Here is a 15,465-nt window from a genome sequence, read left to right as displayed (position 1 = left end):
CGACGCTCTGACCGTCGCCAGCTCGTCCGAGCCGTGGCGAACATGACGAGCCTCACCGAGGCCGAGCGGCACAGCTGCAAAGTCTGCGGCTATTCGGAGAGCAACTACGAACGCAACAAGGCCACCTGTCTCAGGGAATGGAAGGGGCGCCGTACGCGACTGCGGGCCGAGTGTGGTGACCGTGGGGGCTCCCAGCCCGTCCACCGTCGACCCAGGCAGAGCTAGCAGAGTGTGGGTCGACGGCGGACGCGGGATGAGAGCTGGGGGCATCTACGTGGCAAGGGTGGGCATTCGGTCCTCTGCAGGGGGCTGAAGAGCTTGAACCCGTCAAGACGGGGATGCTCCTTTTCGCGCCTTATTTTTGACAATCTTTTGCATTCCCGGCCGATCGGAAACGCGCCACATCCTCTCCCAGGCGCGCACATCCATCAAATATCCGGGGATTTTGATACCTTTTTCATGTGCACACTCAACAAGCGCCTCAACGATTGCGACAACACGTCCTCGACTAGGATGCGTCGCGCCCTCCAGATAGGCAGTTAGCTTCGCTACCTCATATCCGGTCTTCACCGACAAGACGTCAACCTTGGGCGCCCCGGCCCGACGGTATAGCGCACGCAGCTGAGCCGCGAAGGCAAAGCGGAAATCTCTTGGGGTCGCCTCTTCCAGCGTTTTCCCCATGCTGGCAACCAGCAGGTCGATGGCACCTGCCAGCTCATAGTCCGCCTGCCGCACAGATGAACCTCGCGTCGGTTTTGTGATCACCAACCCGCCATCAGTCTGGCGCCGAGCCGGAATACCTAGCTCATCCCGACATGCTCCACTCAATCGATTCCTTGAGGACACGAACACCTTGTAACTGTTCCCGGCAGCAACGATCGTTTCTTCATTTACATGCTGCCAGTAAATCTGCTCAGATTCCGGCTCGAACAACATGAGAGCAACTGGAAGTGAATGATTCTTCCAATATTCGATATGGCTTGCATCGCAATAGAACCACCAGCCGAGCTCTGACGACTTCGTGAACCGACTGGTGCCAGACTTGATCTGTACAGCCAATAGTCGACCTGTCCCTCGCCGGGGAGCCCCGGCAGGATAATCAGCCTCGTCCACTACCTCAATTTGAGCGTCAATGCCAATATCGCTGGTCTCTTGCTCACGAAAAAGCCAACCCAATTGGGTGGTAACCAGGTATGCGGCCCGAGACACCCCTGCCCGGTCCACCAGGTGCGCGGGAGCAACGACCGTCAAGTTGCATCTCCTCATGCCCGTTCCGGCAGCCAGCGATTCCCAGCTTAGAGGGTGGGACTGACAGCCTGGTCTCCGTAACCTCGTTACGTAGCTATGGAGTCAACTGAAGGGACAACTTCGACCAGTCACTGGCGTCTTTGCTCAGACCCTGCCAGCAGATGTGGCTCACCGGACGCCCATGAGGGCTCCGTAGCGGCCTGGGGTCGTGCCGCACGCGTGCCAGGTCTTCCACACGATGGGCGCCGACATCGTGGTCGGTGCGATCAGCATCGTCGAGGTCAGCCACGCCCGGATGAATCACCGCGCCTCAACTGGACGCTGTCACGCGTCAAGGTGGAACCGGTCACCGAACAGGCCGCGAAGGCGGCCACCGAGCTGCTCAAGGCCGCAGGGCTGTATGGCCACAAGTACGCCATCGACGCCACCGTCGCCGAGACGGCCCTGCGCCAGCCGGGACCGGTGGCCGTGCTGACGTCCGATACCGACGACATGACCAAGCTCCGCGGCGGCCGGGTGCACCTGATCGCGCTGTAAGACACCGCCGACAACAGCCACCGCGCCAGAGGTCGAGTGCCTCCCGCGCACCCGACGGAGCGGGCAGCTGCTGTGGCACCCCTCCCGCCGACCGTGCCCCATCCGTGCCCTCCAGCCCGGTCAGCCACGGTCGACAGGGGGCAGCCCGCATGCCTCATAGTGCCCCCTCGAAGGGGAGTTCCCTCTGGTCAGGGCCCATATTGATCTCCAGGCGCCGTTGATTCCCAAGCTCAGAGCACGAGTTCGATTCTCGTCACCCGCTCCATAGCGAAGGCCCAGGTCGAAAACCTGAACCTTGTTGGTTGCCTAGACCTCTTGCGGGGCCTCATCAGGCGCCGGTTACTGCACCGAATCGCACGCCGCGGAGCGCGTCTGCGAGTCCCTCCACACCCCGCCCGTCGGGGCGGATGCGGGGGCGGGCCGGTGATCGGTCCGGGCCGCATCGCTGCCTGGCGGCAGTTCTCGGCGCAGTCGGCCGACTCGCCGGGGTGCCTTTGGATCAGCAGTGGCCACGGGCGTGGGAGCTGCGGCGGACGGTGTGTGAAGAACGCACCGCGAGGCGCGGGGTGTGCCGGGAAGCCTGGTCGGCGTCGAAGGGGCCTTGTGCCCGTGCCTCGATGCCAGGAGGTGCCTCTTCATGTGTGCTGCCCCGCCTGAGCGTTCGGTCTTCCTCGGGCTGCTGCCCTGGCCGGAGCGCGTGCAGGTGGCCCGTGCCCTGCGGACGGAGACGGTCGGCGGCCTGCTGCTGCTGGGCGCCGCCGTGGTGGCGCTGGTGGCCGCGGGCGGGAACTGAGCACCGGACGACCGCCTGGCGGGGGGAGGGCCCGGAGCGTCAGGTCCGATCGCTGGGTCGCTGGTCTGTCGGTGCGCGTTCCGCGGGACTCGGGCCCACGGGACTGGTCCCGGTGTCGATGAGGATCTGCTCGGCCGGGGTGATGTTGTCGGCTCGTACGGCCTGGGCCATCGCGGCACGGGCCGCGTCCGGCGTCGTGTGCGGGGGGACGACCATCAGGGAGAAAAGATCCTTGTCACCCCGGGTGATGAGGACGGTGTCGTCGCCGACCGGGAAGGAGTCGAGGTGGACGACCCGGTCGTCGATGATCAGTCGCGTCGGCAGTTCCTCCCAGGCACTCGCGTCCAGCCCGACGCGGGTGATCGGACCGAGATGCTGACTCAACGCTGTGACCAGAGCGGGTAGTTCAGCGGCGATTTCACGGGATCGCGGCCACCACGCGCCATCGAGGATTCCCTCGCGAAGCCGTGTCGTCTCCAGCCTCAGAAGCGCTGTCCCGGGCTTCACGGCCTCGTGGATCCCCTCCGGCAGGAGCCTGGGGGGGCGCGGGGTGTCGGAGTCGGCCATGGTGAATCCCCCTCGACGGGGCTCGGCATCTTCACTGAACAGCCTGCGGCAGGACCGCCGTGGCTGCCACAGCGAAGCAATTCAGGGCTTCACCGTACTCCGCCTGCCGGCCGGCGGGCTTGTCCGCGCATCGGTACGGGCTCGCATTCCTGAGATAGGGCTGGTCGCGGGGGCATACGGGCCGTGGGCCGGAGTAGGGTGAAGAGACCGGGAGTATTTCGCACACCGGCTCCCGTGCCGGTGCCGTTCCCGGCGAGCAACAACACCGGGCAGTCGATGACGAGCCCGGAGGCGGGTTCGCGCCATGACCACGACCACCGAACGCGTCCTCTCACCACCGGCCCGCTTGACCCTGACACCCGCGGGCGCGCCTCCAGGTCTCCTGGACGGCGCCTGGTGGCCCCGGTCGCGCGACCTCTTCCGCGAGCTGCCCGCTCTGACGGACAGGCTGGACAGGTGCTGGGGCCGGATCACCCACGTGACGGTGCACCCGGCCCACTGGCCGGTGATCCCCCCGAAGGTGGCCGTCACCGGGCACACGGTGCACGTGGGCTGGTTCACCGATGAGCAGGACCCGCACAAGCTGATCCTCCTCTCCCACCCCGCCGGTCGCTGGGACCTGCTGGTGATCCCACCGGAAACCAGCGCGGCCTCCGCCGCCCGGCTGATGACCGCCGCGGCCACCCCCGGCAGCCTCCTCACCGCCGGCAGGCTGATGGACGACGAGGACGCGGTCCGCGACGGGGCCGAGGACCGCGGCCGGGAATCGGAGTGGGACACCGAGGGCGGGGCCACACCCCCGCCGCTCAATCACGGGATCGGGCTCGCGACCTCCATCCAGGAGGGGTGAGGACAGTGGAGGCTCTCATCACCACCGTTGTGATCCTCGCCGTGATCGCCCTGGGAGTCCTGCTGATCCACCTGCTCAACGCCCAGCACGGCCAAAGGATCGCGGCCTTCCGCTACAGCGAGGTCCTGCCGATACGACGCGGCGGCCGGAGCCGGAAGCGCCGACAGCCGACCGACGGGGACGCAGGACACCACGACGGGGACCGCGGATGACACCGACTCCGCTCTGACCCGGGGGCGGTGGGTACGGCGCTGCGGCGGCGCGCCCACCGGCACGTCACCTCCTGCCACCCGAAGGAACGAGGACACCATGAAACCAGCGGAACCAGGGCCCTCGGCCGGATACGCCGAGGTTCGCATCGTCGCCGCATCCCCCGGGACGGCACGCCGGGTCGCCGAGGTTCTCCGGCGCTGCTTCGCCTCCACCGAACAACGCAGCTATCCCGTAGGCGACGACGGCGGAACCCGTCTCCACTTCACCGTGGACACCACCCACGCCGCCGAACCCGCCCGCTCCTGGCTGGCATCCAGTAAGTCCTCGAACGATGACCGAACACAGTCGGACGAGCTCTGAGGCACCGGCCGCAACGCCTCGTGACGGCGAGCCACACGGACGGGCAGGGCGCCCCGCCGCCCCGGCTCCGCTTCCCGCGCAGCAGGACATACACCCGCGATGGTCACTCCGACGCACCAGGGCATTCGGCGCACCAGGGCATTCGGCTCATGGGGGCCGAGGAGGAGGAGCGGCTGAGGCGGTGCTTGGCACCTCCTGCCGGCCAGGGGCGCCTGGAATGTACGTTATGCCGGGATGGTGCTTCGAGCGGTACCATGGGTCGTGGGTTGGCGCACTCTCACGTGCACCGGCCCGGAAGGGCAGCCCCGGTGTGTATACGCCGGGGCTGTGACGCGGGCCCGGTGTGTATACGCCGGGGCTGTGACGCGGGCCGGGCGCACTCGGCGGGCACGTCTCCTGCACGGGGCCGCGCACCGACGGCGACGGCTGGACGCGCACGCACGGCCGCTTCTGGCCGTCTCGCCCCGCTGCCGCGCCAGCAGGGGCGGCCAGCCATGGGCAACCACAGGTTCGGAGGACGGCCCCGGAAGGCCGCATCAGGCATTGTGAAGCGCCGCTGACCTGCGGTGACGCGTCAAGGTCCGCGTGATTCCCGAGCTCAGAGCGCGAGGTCGATTCTCGTCACCCGCTCCGGAGCGAAGCCCCAGGTCGGTGACCTGGGGCTTCGTCGCCGGGCCGGCGTTTCGGAACCGGCGGGCCCCCGCGGGGGCGTCACGGGGAGGCCCACCAGGTCGCGTGCGCCGCGGCGGTGTAACCCAGCGTCTCGTACAGCGGCCTGCCCAGCTTCGACGCGGTGAGCGTGACCGGCAGGTCCGCCAGGTGGGCGAGGGAGCCGAGCATGACGGCACGCCCCACGCCGCGCGACCGGAAGGCCGGCGACGTGCCGACCCAGTAGTGGCCGCCGACCCCGTCGTCCACCACGGTGACGGCGGCTCCCGCGGGCACGCCGTCGTGCACGGCGAGGAACACGTCCACGCCCGGCTGCTCGATCAGCGCCGGCGGGAACAGCTCGCCCGGGCGATAGGGCGTGAATCCGGTCAGCTCGAAGCCCTCGATCACGATCCGCTCGGCCGCCTGGAGGTCCTCGGGCCGCCGCACCCGGATCACGTCCAGCACCGGTTCGCCGGCGGGCCCGGGCGGGCGCACCATGATCGGCATCTGCCAGCCGCGCATGCCCAGGTGACCCAGGTCGGTCGAGCTGAACGGATCCTCGGCGTTCACCGGGCCCGGGGCTCGGCGTACCAGTTCGCTCGCCTCGGTCAGTTCGTCCGGGTCGAGGTGCGGCTCCTGGATCAGGATCCGCAGGCCGGCGCGCACGTCGCCGTTGACCGCGACGAATCCGCGGCGCCGGATGACCTCGTGTCCCCGGCATCGGCCGATCGCGGTCCACAAGGCGGCGGAGTTACGGGCCTGACGCGTCGGCGCCTCGGCCAGGGCTACGGATGCGGGCCGGTCGGCCGACGTAGATCGTGTCGTCACCGCGCCCACGGTACTGCGCAATTGCCGCTGAGCAGGAGCCATTTCCCGACCGGCCGGCTGGGCCACCTGCGCGGCTGGCCACCTGGTGTCCCGGGTCCGGCCGACCGCTCCGGCACCCGCTTCTCGCGCCGCACGCCCTCGGCGGGGCACGCGGTGCGCCATCGGTACCGGGATGCGGCCGGAGGCCGCGGTGCGTGATCCGGCTTGCCTCTCCCCCAGGGGGAGGGAGCACAGTGGCGGCGTGGCAGAGGACTTGATCACCATCGGGGAGCTCGCGGTGCGGACCCATCTCAGCCTGAAGGCGCTGCGCCTCTACGGCGACCGGGGGCTGCTGCCGCCGGCCCGGGTCGATCCCCGGACCGGATTCCGTCGTTACGGCCCCGCCCAGGTCGAACGGGCCCGTCGCATCGCGCTGCTGCGCGCGACCGGCATGCCGCTGGCGCGGATCGCGGCGGTGCTCGACGCGAGCGGGGAGGAGCCGGTACGGCTGCTCGACGCCTACTGGCGAGAACAGGACTCCGTGCACGCGGCCCGCCGGCACGCGGCGGCCTACGTCCGGGAGGTCCTGACCGGGAGGGGCCCGACCGGGTATGTGATCGCCGAGCGCGCCGTACCGGAGCAGAAGGTGCTGTTCACCCGGCGCCACGTGACCGCCGCCGAGCTGCCCGGTTTCCTCGCCGAGGCCAGCGAGTCGCTCTTCGCCCGGCTGCGGCGGGTGGGAGCGTGCCTGTCCGGACCGGTCTTCGCCGTGTACCACGGGCCGGTGAGCGAGGACTCCGGCGGCCTGGTCGAAGTCTGCGCCCCCACGCACGCCCCGGTCGAGCCGACGGAGCGGACCGGGGTGCGCATCGAACCCGCGCACCGTGCGGCGTACACCGCCCTGACACGCGAGCCCGGGAGCCGTCCGGTGGTGGCTGCCGCCCACGACGCCGTCGGCAGGTGGCTCACCGAGCGCGGATACACCCTTAGCGCCCCGCATCGGGAGGTGTACCACCCGAACTGGGCCACCGCCGGGCCGGACGAGCACGTCATGGACGTCGCGGTGCCCTTTCGGCCGCGCTCGGCCCCATAGCCGGCTGCCGCCGGACAGCCGCCGGACGGCCCCGGTTCACGCCCCGGTCCGGTGTCCCGGCCCCGGCGCGGCCCTGCCGCCGGCGCGTCCTACGGTGAAGGGCCGGTGTCGGTGAGGCGGATCCGGTTCTCGCCGACGAGCTGGAGCGTGATCGTGGCGGTGAAGGTCTTGGTGTCGCTGCCGATGCGGTAGTAGGCGTCCCAGGGCACGGGCGTGCCGCTCGCCAGGGCCGCGGCGCCGGAGCGGACGGCGGCCCGGTGGTGGGTGGTCTGCGCCTCGGCGAGGACGCCGGTGGCGCCGGTGTCCCGGACCGCGTCGGCGTCCCGCTGGAGCGGGCCGCCGGTGGCCGGTGCGGCCGCGGCAGGTCCGGAGGCCGCCGCGCCGGCCAGGAGGGTTCCGGCGGCGGCCGTGACCGCCGCCCGCCTGCTGAGGGTCATCCGGTCTTCTCCTCCGTACCGCAGGTGAGGTCCGCGGCGGGCAGTGTCCCGTCGCGCAGGTAGTCGTTGACGGCCCGGTCGGCGCACGGGACGGGCGTCTTGCCCTCGGCGCCGCGCCCGTACACGCCGTGCGCGCGGATCTCCGCGGTCACCAGGCGCGACCCCTTGAGCTTGCGGTGCAGGGCGAGGGCTCCGTCGTAGGGGACGTTGTTGTCGTGCCGGGCCTGGAGCATCAGCACCGGCACCCGGTTGTCGATCCGGGTGGCGGGCTCGCGGGGCGTGGACTCCCAGAACGCGCAGGGCGCCGTCATGTCGTTGACGAGCGGGCCGAACACCGGCTGGGTGGCACGGCTGCGGACGATGTTCTTCCAGTACGTCCGCGGCTCCTCGGGCCAGCCGCCCGCGGGCCAGCCGCGGTCACCGCACATGAAGATCGCCCCGCCGGTGAACGAGTCCGCCAGATCCGGGGAGTTGAGCAGCTGGAGGATCGCGGCGAGTTCCGGGTTCGGCTCGACCGGCTCGCCCGCCGCCGCGTCGACCAGGGTGCGCACGGTGGCGGCCAGCGCCGGGTCGTACTCCTGGTGCTGGACGAACTGCCGCAGGAACAGGCGGATCAGCGGCGCGCCCAGCCGGGTGCCGCCGATGGCCACGGGCCGCCGCTCGGCCCGGTCGAGCAGCCGCTGCACGGCGGCGCGGACCTCGGGGCCGGTGGTGCCGAGCCCGTAGGTGTCCGCGTGCCGGGCGGTCCACTCCGCCCACGCGTCGAGCCCCTCCTCCAGGGGCTTCCCCGCCCGTCGGAACAGTTCGTACTGGGTGGCGTCGGGGTCGGTGGAGGAGTCGAGGATGACGCGGTCGGCGCGGCGGGGGAACATCTGGGTGTAGACGGCCCCCAGGTCCGCGCCGTAGGAGACGCCGTAGTACGACAGTCGGTCCTCGCCCAGCGCGGCGCGGATCGCGTCCATGTCGCGCGCGACGTTGCGGGTGGTGGCGTGCGGGAGCAGCGCCGCGTTGTCACCGTGGGCGAAGCAGCGCCGGGCCGTGTCCCGGGCCCGCCGTACCGTGTCCTCGAAGTCCCGGCGCGGCGTGGTCGTCTCGCGCGGCGGGTCGGCCGGACCGGCCGGACCGCAGCTGACCGGGGTGGAACCGCCCAGGAAACGCGGGTCGAAGCCGATCAGGTCGTACCTGTCCGCCACGTCCTTCATGGTCTGCCGCAGCCCGAGGGTGGAGGCCAGCCCCGGACCGCCGGGTCCGCCGGGGTTGGACAGCAGGATGCCGCGCCGGTTCGCCCGGTCCTTCGCCTCGATGCGGGAGATCGCGATCCGGATGGTCCGGCCGCCGGGGTCGGCGTAATCGAGGGGCACGGTCACCCGGGCACACTCCGCCCCCGCCTCGACCAGCTCCCGCTGCGCCGCGGGACAGGGGCCCCAGTCCGGGGTGGACGACGGCGCGGACGGCGACGCGGCGGAGGGTGTGGAGGACCCGGAGGGTGTGAGGGAGGCGGGCGCGGGGGGGGTGTGCGGGAGGCGGAGGACGCGGGGGGACGCGGCCGGCGCACCCGCGATCAGTCCGGCCAGGCCCAGCCCGGCCGCGAGTAAGGGTGTGACGCGCATGGTGCTCCTGGGAGGGGTGAGGGGTGATCACCCCCGACCCTAGGAAGGGCACCGGGACGGGACCATGGGGCCAGCGGGAGGGCGGGAAGGGGGGATAACCCCCCAGTCGAAGTACGGGAGTTCGGCGGGAGTCGGCGCCCGGGGGCGGTGCGGGGCTGCGGCGGCGCCCGGTGTTCCCCGGGCACGCGGGACGGCCACCGCCGCCGCACCGCACGCGGCACCCGTGAGCCGTGTCGGCCCGCCCCCGGCCACCGTGCCCGGGCCCGCCGTCCCGGGGAGTTTCCGGCTCAGACACCCCGTTCAGGGGGCTTCGGCTCCGGCACGCCGCTCGGGGGGGTTCGGCTCAGGCCGCGGCACATCGGTCAGGGGGCTTCAGCTCCGGTACGCCGTCCGGGGGCTTCAGCTCCGGCACGCCGCTCGGGGGCTCCGGCTCCGGCACACCGGTCGGGGCGCACCCGGCGCGCGGGCACGGCGTGCGGCGAGCGCGGCAGAGCGGGCATGCACACCGCACCCAATCACGGCCCGCCCGGCGCATGCACCGCGCTCCGGCCCCGGACCGCTCTGGCCCCGCACCGCGCTCCGGCCACGGCCCGCCCGGCGCACGCACGGCACGCGGCGCATCCGGCACCGGCCTCACGGGGCGGCCCGCCCCTCGGCCGCGGAACGCACCGCACCCGGCGCCCGGGCCCCGTACCCGTACCCCGGCCTCCCGCGCCCGCCCCTCGCCCCCGTGTCACAGGGGGAGGGTGACCCACACGCTCTTGCCGCCGCCGTCGGTGTCGCCGCGCACCACCGCCGTGCCGCCGAGGTCCGCGGTCAGCTCCATCACGGTGGCCAGGCCGCCGCCCCGCCCGGCCGTGGCCGAAGCGCGCAGCGGCGGCCGTTCCGGGTGCCGGTCGTGGACGCCGAAGGCCAGCGTCTCCCGGCCGGCCGCGTAGAGGACGGTGACCTCCGGGGAGTACGCGGCGGCGTGCCGCACGCTGTTGGTCACCAGCTCGCTGAGGATCAGCAGCGCCGGGTCCACCGCCGGGTGGCCGCGGGCGATGTTCCACTCCAGCAGCGCCTGTTCGGCGGTCTCCCGGGCCAGGCGCACCGCCTGGGGCATGGTGGGCACGGTCAGGACGTGGCGGTAGGGCAGGGCCACGGGCCAGCTGTACATCATGGCTCGCCGCGGACCTCCGCGGTGCGGAGCGCCCCGGGCACCGCCGGGCCGTGACGGGCCGGCTCGCCGCCCCGCGGCGCCGGGGGCCGCACCCGGCCGCTCACCGGTGCCGCTCCACCGCCGCGCCCTTGGCGCCCCGCAGCTCGGCCAGCAGCTCGTCGCGCCCGGCCAGCATCTCGGTGAGGATCCGCCGGGCCGCCCGCAGCAGCTCGGCGACGTCGCCGCCGGCCAGCTCGTAGACGACCGTGGCCCCCTCACGGCGGGAGGTGACGATGCCGGAGCGGCGCAGCACGGCCAGCTGCTGCGACAGGCTGGGCGGCTCCACCTCGATCGCGGCGAGCAGTTCGCGCACCGGTTTCGGACCGTCCTGGAGGAGTTCCAGCACCCGGATGCGCACCGGATGCCCCAGCATCCGGAAGAACTCGGCCTTGGCCTGATACAGCGGCACCGACACGACCGCCCGCCTTTCCCGTCCACACCACGAGGCCGGACCCGCGGCACCCTGCGGTCCCGGCGGGCACAGCATCCGCCATATTGCACAATTTCGCAATTGCGGTGGTACGGCGGATTCGAGCCGGCTCCGGGGACGCGGCTCGGGGCGCCTCGGCCGGGGGCCGGTGGGGCCGTGAGGCCGGCCGGTTCCGGTGGCGCCGCGACGCCGGCCGGGTCCGCCCCGCCCCGGCCACCGTTCACGGGCCCGCCCCGGCGAGGGCGTTCCCGGGCCGGGCACGGCGGTGGAACGGACCGGCCGGCCGGACCGGCGCACCTCTGGAGAACGGTCGCGGAGGGGCACCCATCCGGACCGGCGCACCGACCGCGCGGACCGCTTCCCGGGCCCGGGCACTCCCCGGGGCCGGGACGCTGCCGGCCCCGGCACCGGCCGGCGCCCCCTGCCTCGTGACGATCGGGGGGACCGCTGGGACCGGGACCGGTGGGATCGGTGGGATGCGTGGGATCCATGGGACCGGTGGGACGGGGGTCTTGGCCGGTGGGCGGATCTGGTGGAGGATCGGCCACCGGGATTCCGGCGTGGCGCACGGCCGGGGAGCGGTGCGCCCGGGGCGGTGCCGGAGGTCCGGGAACGCCCGTCGGCGGCACCGGTCCTCGCGACGCGGTACGTCGGCGCACGGCCGCGTGCCGCCGAGGTCGGCGCCGCCTCGTACCGGGTGGCGAGACGCCGTACCGGCGGTGGGGACGACGCCGGACGGTACCGCGCCGCCGCACCGGGGTGGCGGTGTGCCGCTCGACCGGGGGCCGTGGTGGTCCGGCCGGAGCGGGGCTTCGGCCGGTGGCCGGCCGTGGCGGCGGGGTCCCGTGCGTGTCCGCCGATCGTGAGGAGAGGTCATGCCGCACCCCGCACCGCGCCCCCGGATCGCCGTGTTCGGCGCCGGCAGCATCGGCTGTCATCTCGGCGGCCGACTGGCGCCGTTCGCCGATGTCACCCTGATCGGCCGGCCGGCGGCGATGGAGGCGCTGCGGAAGCACGGTCTCGTGGTCAGCGGTGGCGGCCGCCCGGTCACCCGGGTCGATCCGGCGGCGGTACGCCTGTCCACCTCCGCGGAGGCCGCGACGGACGCCGACCACGTGCTGGTCACCGTGAAGTCCGCGGCGACCCGGGAGGCCGCACGTCAGCTCGCCCCGCACCTCGCGCCGGGTGCCGTGGTGGTGAGTTTCCAGAACGGTCTGCGCAACCCGGAGGTCCTCCGGGCCGGGCTGCGGGACCGGGACGGTGCGGAGGCGGACGCCGGTACGCGCGGACCCGGCACCGGCACGGTCACCGGCCCGGGCCGGCCGGCGGCGGGGGCAGCGGAGCCGGCGGCCGGAGAGGCGGCGGCCGACCGGCGGCGGGCCCCACGGGTGCTGGCGGGCATGGTCCCGTACAACGTGGTGCAGACCGCCCCGGGCCGGTTCCACCAGGGCACCGCGGGCGTGCTGATGATCGACGACGACCCGGCCGGGGCACCGCTGACCGCGCTGCTCGCCCGTGCCGGACTGCGGGTCGAGGCCCGGCCGGACATGCGCGAGATCCAGCACGCCAAGCTGCTGATGAACCTCAACAACGCGATCAACGCCCTGTCCGGGCTGCCGCTGCGGGACCAGCTCGGCCGGCGCCCCTACCGCTTCTGCCTGGCGCTGTGCCAGCGCGAGGCGCTCGCCGCGTACCGCGCGGCGGAGGTGCGGCCGGCCCGGCTGGGCGCCCTGCCCGCCCTCTGGATGCCGCGTCTGCTGCGGCTGCCGGACCCGGTGTTCCGCCGACTGGCCGCCGCCACCCTCGCCATCGACGCCGAGGCGCGCTCGTCCATGTGGGAGGACCTGCGGCGCGGCCGGCCCACCGAGATCGACAGCCTCCAGGGCGAGATCGTCTCCCTGGCCGAACAGCACGGCCTGCGGGCACCGGTCAACGCCCGCCTGGTCACGCTGGTGCGGCAGGCGGAGGCGGCGGGGCCGGAGGCGGCGCGGACCTGGAGCGGCCCGGAACTGCTCGCCGAACTCAGCGCCGCCCGCGTGCCCACCGGCCCGGTCCCGGACTGACGGCGGGCGCCCCGGCCCCGGAGATGACGGCGCGCCCCCGCCCCGGCCCTTGGCCTGTCCTTGTCCGCTCGCCACCCGACGCCCACCGCTCCGCGCCCAGGCCGGTGTCCGGTTCGGGCAGGGGGTGTCGGCGGTGGTTCTGAAGCCCGGTGGACCTCCGTCGGACGAGAACGGGCGATGGTGTGGCCGGCGCTGCGCCTCAGTGCTGGATCAGGCCGCAGACCGGAACGGCATCGACGTGGCCGGTCACCGGAAGGGTCCGAGCCAGGGCGAGGCCGACATCGACCAGCGATGACCGGCGCAGACGAGCGACATCGGGAATCGGAGTCCAGACCGACTCGACGGTTTCGCCGTTCGGCTCCGGCCGGAGCCGGCCGCCAGTGATACGGACCTGGTAGAAGACACCGACATTCTGGTGCTCGATTCCCGCCCGCGCGACGGCTGCGGGGATCACCCTGGAATCCACGCCCAGCAGGCGCTCGACCACCGCGGAGCAGCCGGTCTCCTCGGCAACCTCCCGGACCACCGTGTCAAACGGATCCTCCGCGTGCTCGACCCTGCCGCCCGGAAGAGTCCAGTTGTCCGACACGTGACGGGCGAGCAGTACCCGGCCGTCCTCGATGCACACGGCGTACGCCGCCAACCGGAAACTCATTCCCCTCGCACCTCCCACCGGACCGTATCCCGCCGTCCACGATCCATGCGGCGCCATGAGCGCAGGCGGAGCCAGATCAGCAGCGACCGGCACCGGCGACCCTGTGCCCCCGGCCAACCCCGCGGCCGGGGCAGGCTCCCGACCCGTGGCCGACCGGCACCGGCCGGCTCCCGGTGGCGTCCCGCCCCGGCCCGGCCCCACGGCCCGGTCCTCGGCCCGTCGGCGCCTCGCGCACCAGCTTTGGGTAAAGCCCGTGTCCGGAGAAGTCGGGGGCGGCTAACCTCCGACCGCGGCTGAGCGCGGCGCGACACGGGTGCCACGCATGGGCGAACGGCCGACGGCCGAGCGGTGGCTCGGCCGGAGGGGACTCGACAGGAGTGGCCGATGCCCGTGCGCGAGATCAGACCGCAGGAACCGACCGGACGACCGCGGCCGGCCGGCCGGCTGGCCGAGTTCGGCAGCCGGCTGAAGTACCACCGCCGGCGGGCCGGACTCACCCAGCACCAGCTCGGCCTGCGGCTGGGCTACCACCACACCCTGATCAGCAAGTGGGAGAGCGGCCTGCGGGAGCCCCCGGCGGATCTGGTGCGCCGGCTGGACGCGGCGCTGGCGACCGGCGGTGAGCTGACCGCCCTGGTGGCCGGGGTGGCCGAGGTGACCGGCGCGCCCGGCCGGACCGGCGCGCCGCGGCTGGAGCCGGGACTGTTCACACCTCTGCCGGGGGGCCGGCGCGGCGACGGACCCCCGTCCCCGGCGCCCCCGGCCCCCGCGGCGGTGACCGGCGAGTGGCCGGCCCGGCTCTCCCCGGACGGCACGCCCTGTCCGCTGCACGGCCCCGCCGACTGTCCGGTGCCCGCCGCGGGCGACCTGCCGGCGCTGCTCGCCGAGGTGGAGGCGGCGGGAACGGCCCGGACGCCGGTCACGGCGGACCCGGACGTCGTCCACGGCCTCACCGCGCTGCTCGACGGATGCCTGCGCGTCACCACGCACACCACCTCCACCGCCCTGCTGGGCACCGTGGAACGGGTCCTGCGCTCGGTGGTGGACTGGGCGCGGGCGGCGGACGCGGCGGGCCGGCCGGCCGCCGGGCAGTTGCGGCTCGCCGCGCGCTACGCCCAGCTCGCGGGCCGGCTGCGGATGCACCGGGGCCAGAGCGCCATCGCCATGGCCTGGTTCGGGCACGCGCTGCGCTGGGCGGACGCGGCCGACGCCGTACCGGTACGGGCCACCGTGCTGGTCGACATGAGCGTACTGGCGCGGCTGGACGGCGACGCCGCGTCGGCCCTCGGGTACGCCCAGGCCCTGGCGGCGCTGGACCCCCGGCGCGGCTGGACCGCGGTGCTGGGGCACCTGTACCAGGCGCGGGGCCACGCGCTGCTCGGCGAGGGCGCGGAGAGCCGCCACCACCTGACCCTGGGACGCCGGGGGCTGGCCCGGCTGGGCCGCCACGACCTGGAGGAGGCCCCCTGGCTGCGGGGCGGCGGCGGCGAGTTGCGGATCGAGTCGGCGGCCGGCGGCGCGCTGCGCGACCTGTCCACCGCGGTGGCGGACCGGGCCGCCGCCCGCCGTGCCGTCCGGGCGACCGCGCGGGCCCTGGGGAGCCTCCCGCCGGCCATGCTGCCCGCCCGGCTGCTGCTCACCGTGCGGCTGGCGGACTGCCACGCCTGCGCCGGACACCCCGACGTGGCCCTGGACCTCGCGGCACCGGTGGTGGCCGAGGCGGCGGCGGCCCGGCGGCTGACCGTCGCCCGCGAACTGCACGGGCTGGACCGGCGGCTGGCCGGTGGCTGGGGCGGGCTCCGCGAGGTCCGGGAGTTCCGCGAGCGGCTGGCCGCCCTGGCCGACGACCGCCCCTGACCCGCCACCCGCCGCCGGGCCGCCGGCCGGCGGCCCCTGCCCCGTCATCTCCCGCCGGGGCGCCGGCCGGCGATCTTGTGCCGCTCGGGGTGC

At 73.6% G+C, this 15,465-nt stretch carries 14 protein-coding genes and 2 pseudogenes; 8 read left to right on the top strand and 8 right to left on the bottom strand.

From position 1 onward, the window contains the following. Positions 1-327: 327 nt before the first annotated feature. Positions 328-1,266, bottom strand: coding sequence for a DUF4365 domain-containing protein (locus IHE55_RS15515; protein WP_232265576.1), 939 nt, complete (start codon positions 1,264-1,266; stop codon positions 328-330). 205 nt (positions 1,267-1,471) lie between these two features. Between IHE55_RS15515 and IHE55_RS15510 the strand changes: the two are divergent. Both IHE55_RS15510 and nhaA read left to right on the top strand, forming a co-directional pair. After that, positions 1,472-1,785, top strand: a pseudogene (locus tag IHE55_RS15510) (DNA-binding protein); the annotation flags it as partial. A gap of 637 nt (positions 1,786-2,422) precedes the next feature. Then, positions 2,423-2,566, top strand: a pseudogene (nhaA, locus tag IHE55_RS15505) (Na+/H+ antiporter NhaA); the annotation flags it as partial. Positions 2,567-2,617: 51 nt separating this feature from the next. Here the strand turns inward: nhaA and IHE55_RS15500 are convergent. Continuing rightward, positions 2,618-3,145 carry a DUF5994 family protein gene (locus tag IHE55_RS15500; protein ID WP_197989565.1) on the bottom strand — a complete coding sequence of 176 codons (528 nt, stop codon included), beginning with the start codon at positions 3,143-3,145 and terminating at the stop codon, positions 2,618-2,620. Positions 3,146-3,449: 304 nt separating this feature from the next. Between IHE55_RS15500 and IHE55_RS15495 the strand changes: the two genes are divergently transcribed. The 3 genes from IHE55_RS15495 (at position 3,450) to IHE55_RS15485 (ending at position 4,568) form a co-directional block, all read left to right on the top strand. After that, positions 3,450-3,995: a DUF5994 family protein gene (locus IHE55_RS15495; protein ID WP_197989564.1), complete on the top strand. Its 546-nt coding sequence runs from the start codon at positions 3,450-3,452 to the stop codon at positions 3,993-3,995. A 5-nt stretch (positions 3,996-4,000) separates the two neighbouring features. Then, positions 4,001-4,207, top strand: a complete 207-nt coding sequence (locus IHE55_RS15490; protein WP_197989563.1) for a hypothetical protein — start codon at positions 4,001-4,003, stop codon at positions 4,205-4,207. Positions 4,208-4,304: 97 nt separating this feature from the next. Next, positions 4,305-4,568 carry a hypothetical protein gene (locus IHE55_RS15485; RefSeq protein WP_197989562.1) on the top strand — a complete coding sequence of 88 codons (264 nt, stop codon included), beginning with the start codon at positions 4,305-4,307 and terminating at the stop codon, positions 4,566-4,568. A 711-nt stretch (positions 4,569-5,279) separates the two neighbouring features. Here the strand turns inward: IHE55_RS15485 and IHE55_RS15480 are convergent. Further along, positions 5,280-6,047 carry a GNAT family N-acetyltransferase gene (locus IHE55_RS15480; RefSeq protein ID WP_307826676.1) on the bottom strand — a complete coding sequence of 256 codons (768 nt, stop codon included), beginning with the start codon at positions 6,045-6,047 and terminating at the stop codon, positions 5,280-5,282. Positions 6,048-6,288: 241 nt separating this feature from the next. Here IHE55_RS15480 and IHE55_RS15475 point away from each other — a divergent pair, with 241 nt between their 5' ends. Then, positions 6,289-7,119, top strand: coding sequence for a MerR family transcriptional regulator (locus IHE55_RS15475; RefSeq protein WP_197989560.1), 831 nt, complete (start codon positions 6,289-6,291; stop codon positions 7,117-7,119). Positions 7,120-7,208: 89 nt separating this feature from the next. On the opposite strand, the gene IHE55_RS15470 is transcribed toward IHE55_RS15475, so the two are convergent. The 4 genes from IHE55_RS15470 to IHE55_RS15455 all read right to left on the bottom strand — a co-directional run bounded on the left by IHE55_RS15470 (position 7,209) and on the right by IHE55_RS15455 (position 10,782). After that, on the bottom strand, positions 7,209-7,556 hold the full coding sequence (locus IHE55_RS15470; protein WP_197989559.1) for a serine hydrolase: 348 nt from the start codon (positions 7,554-7,556) through the stop codon (positions 7,209-7,211). After that, the gene (locus IHE55_RS15465; RefSeq protein ID WP_197989558.1) at positions 7,553-9,166 is read right to left on the bottom strand and encodes an alpha/beta hydrolase; all 1,614 of its coding nucleotides are present in this window, start codon (positions 9,164-9,166) and stop codon (positions 7,553-7,555) included. Before IHE55_RS15465 ends, IHE55_RS15470 begins: the two co-directional genes overlap by 4 nt. A 733-nt stretch (positions 9,167-9,899) precedes the next feature. After that, complete coding sequence (locus IHE55_RS15460) at positions 9,900-10,325, bottom strand: ATP-binding protein (RefSeq protein WP_372442760.1); 426 nt, start codon at positions 10,323-10,325, stop codon at positions 9,900-9,902. A 103-nt stretch (positions 10,326-10,428) separates the two neighbouring features. Further along, entirely contained in the window at positions 10,429-10,782 is a 354-nt protein-coding gene (locus tag IHE55_RS15455; RefSeq protein ID WP_197989556.1) for an ArsR/SmtB family transcription factor, read from the bottom strand. 890 nt (positions 10,783-11,672) lie between these two features. Here IHE55_RS15455 and IHE55_RS15450 point away from each other — a divergent pair. Then, positions 11,673-12,860 (top strand): 2-dehydropantoate 2-reductase N-terminal domain-containing protein, encoded by a 1,188-nt coding sequence (locus IHE55_RS15450; RefSeq protein WP_197989555.1) that lies wholly within the window; start codon positions 11,673-11,675, stop codon positions 12,858-12,860. A 199-nt stretch (positions 12,861-13,059) separates the two neighbouring features. Here IHE55_RS15450 and IHE55_RS15445 read toward each other — a convergent pair whose 3' ends face one another. Further along, entirely contained in the window at positions 13,060-13,515 is a 456-nt protein-coding gene (locus IHE55_RS15445; RefSeq protein WP_197989554.1) for an NUDIX hydrolase, read from the bottom strand. Between the two features lie 390 nt (positions 13,516-13,905). Between IHE55_RS15445 and IHE55_RS15440 the strand changes: the two genes are divergently transcribed. Beyond that, complete coding sequence (locus IHE55_RS15440) at positions 13,906-15,372, top strand: helix-turn-helix domain-containing protein (RefSeq protein ID WP_307826675.1); 1,467 nt, start codon at positions 13,906-13,908, stop codon at positions 15,370-15,372. Positions 15,373-15,465 lie beyond the last annotated feature (93 nt).

Origin of the sequence: Streptomyces pactum (genome assembly GCF_016031615.1) — a bacterium.
Taxonomy (GTDB): domain Bacteria; phylum Actinomycetota; class Actinomycetes; order Streptomycetales; family Streptomycetaceae; genus Streptomyces; species Streptomyces pactus.
Note: the sequence above shows the minus strand (reverse complement) of the source record. Positions and strands in the feature narration are given on the sequence as shown.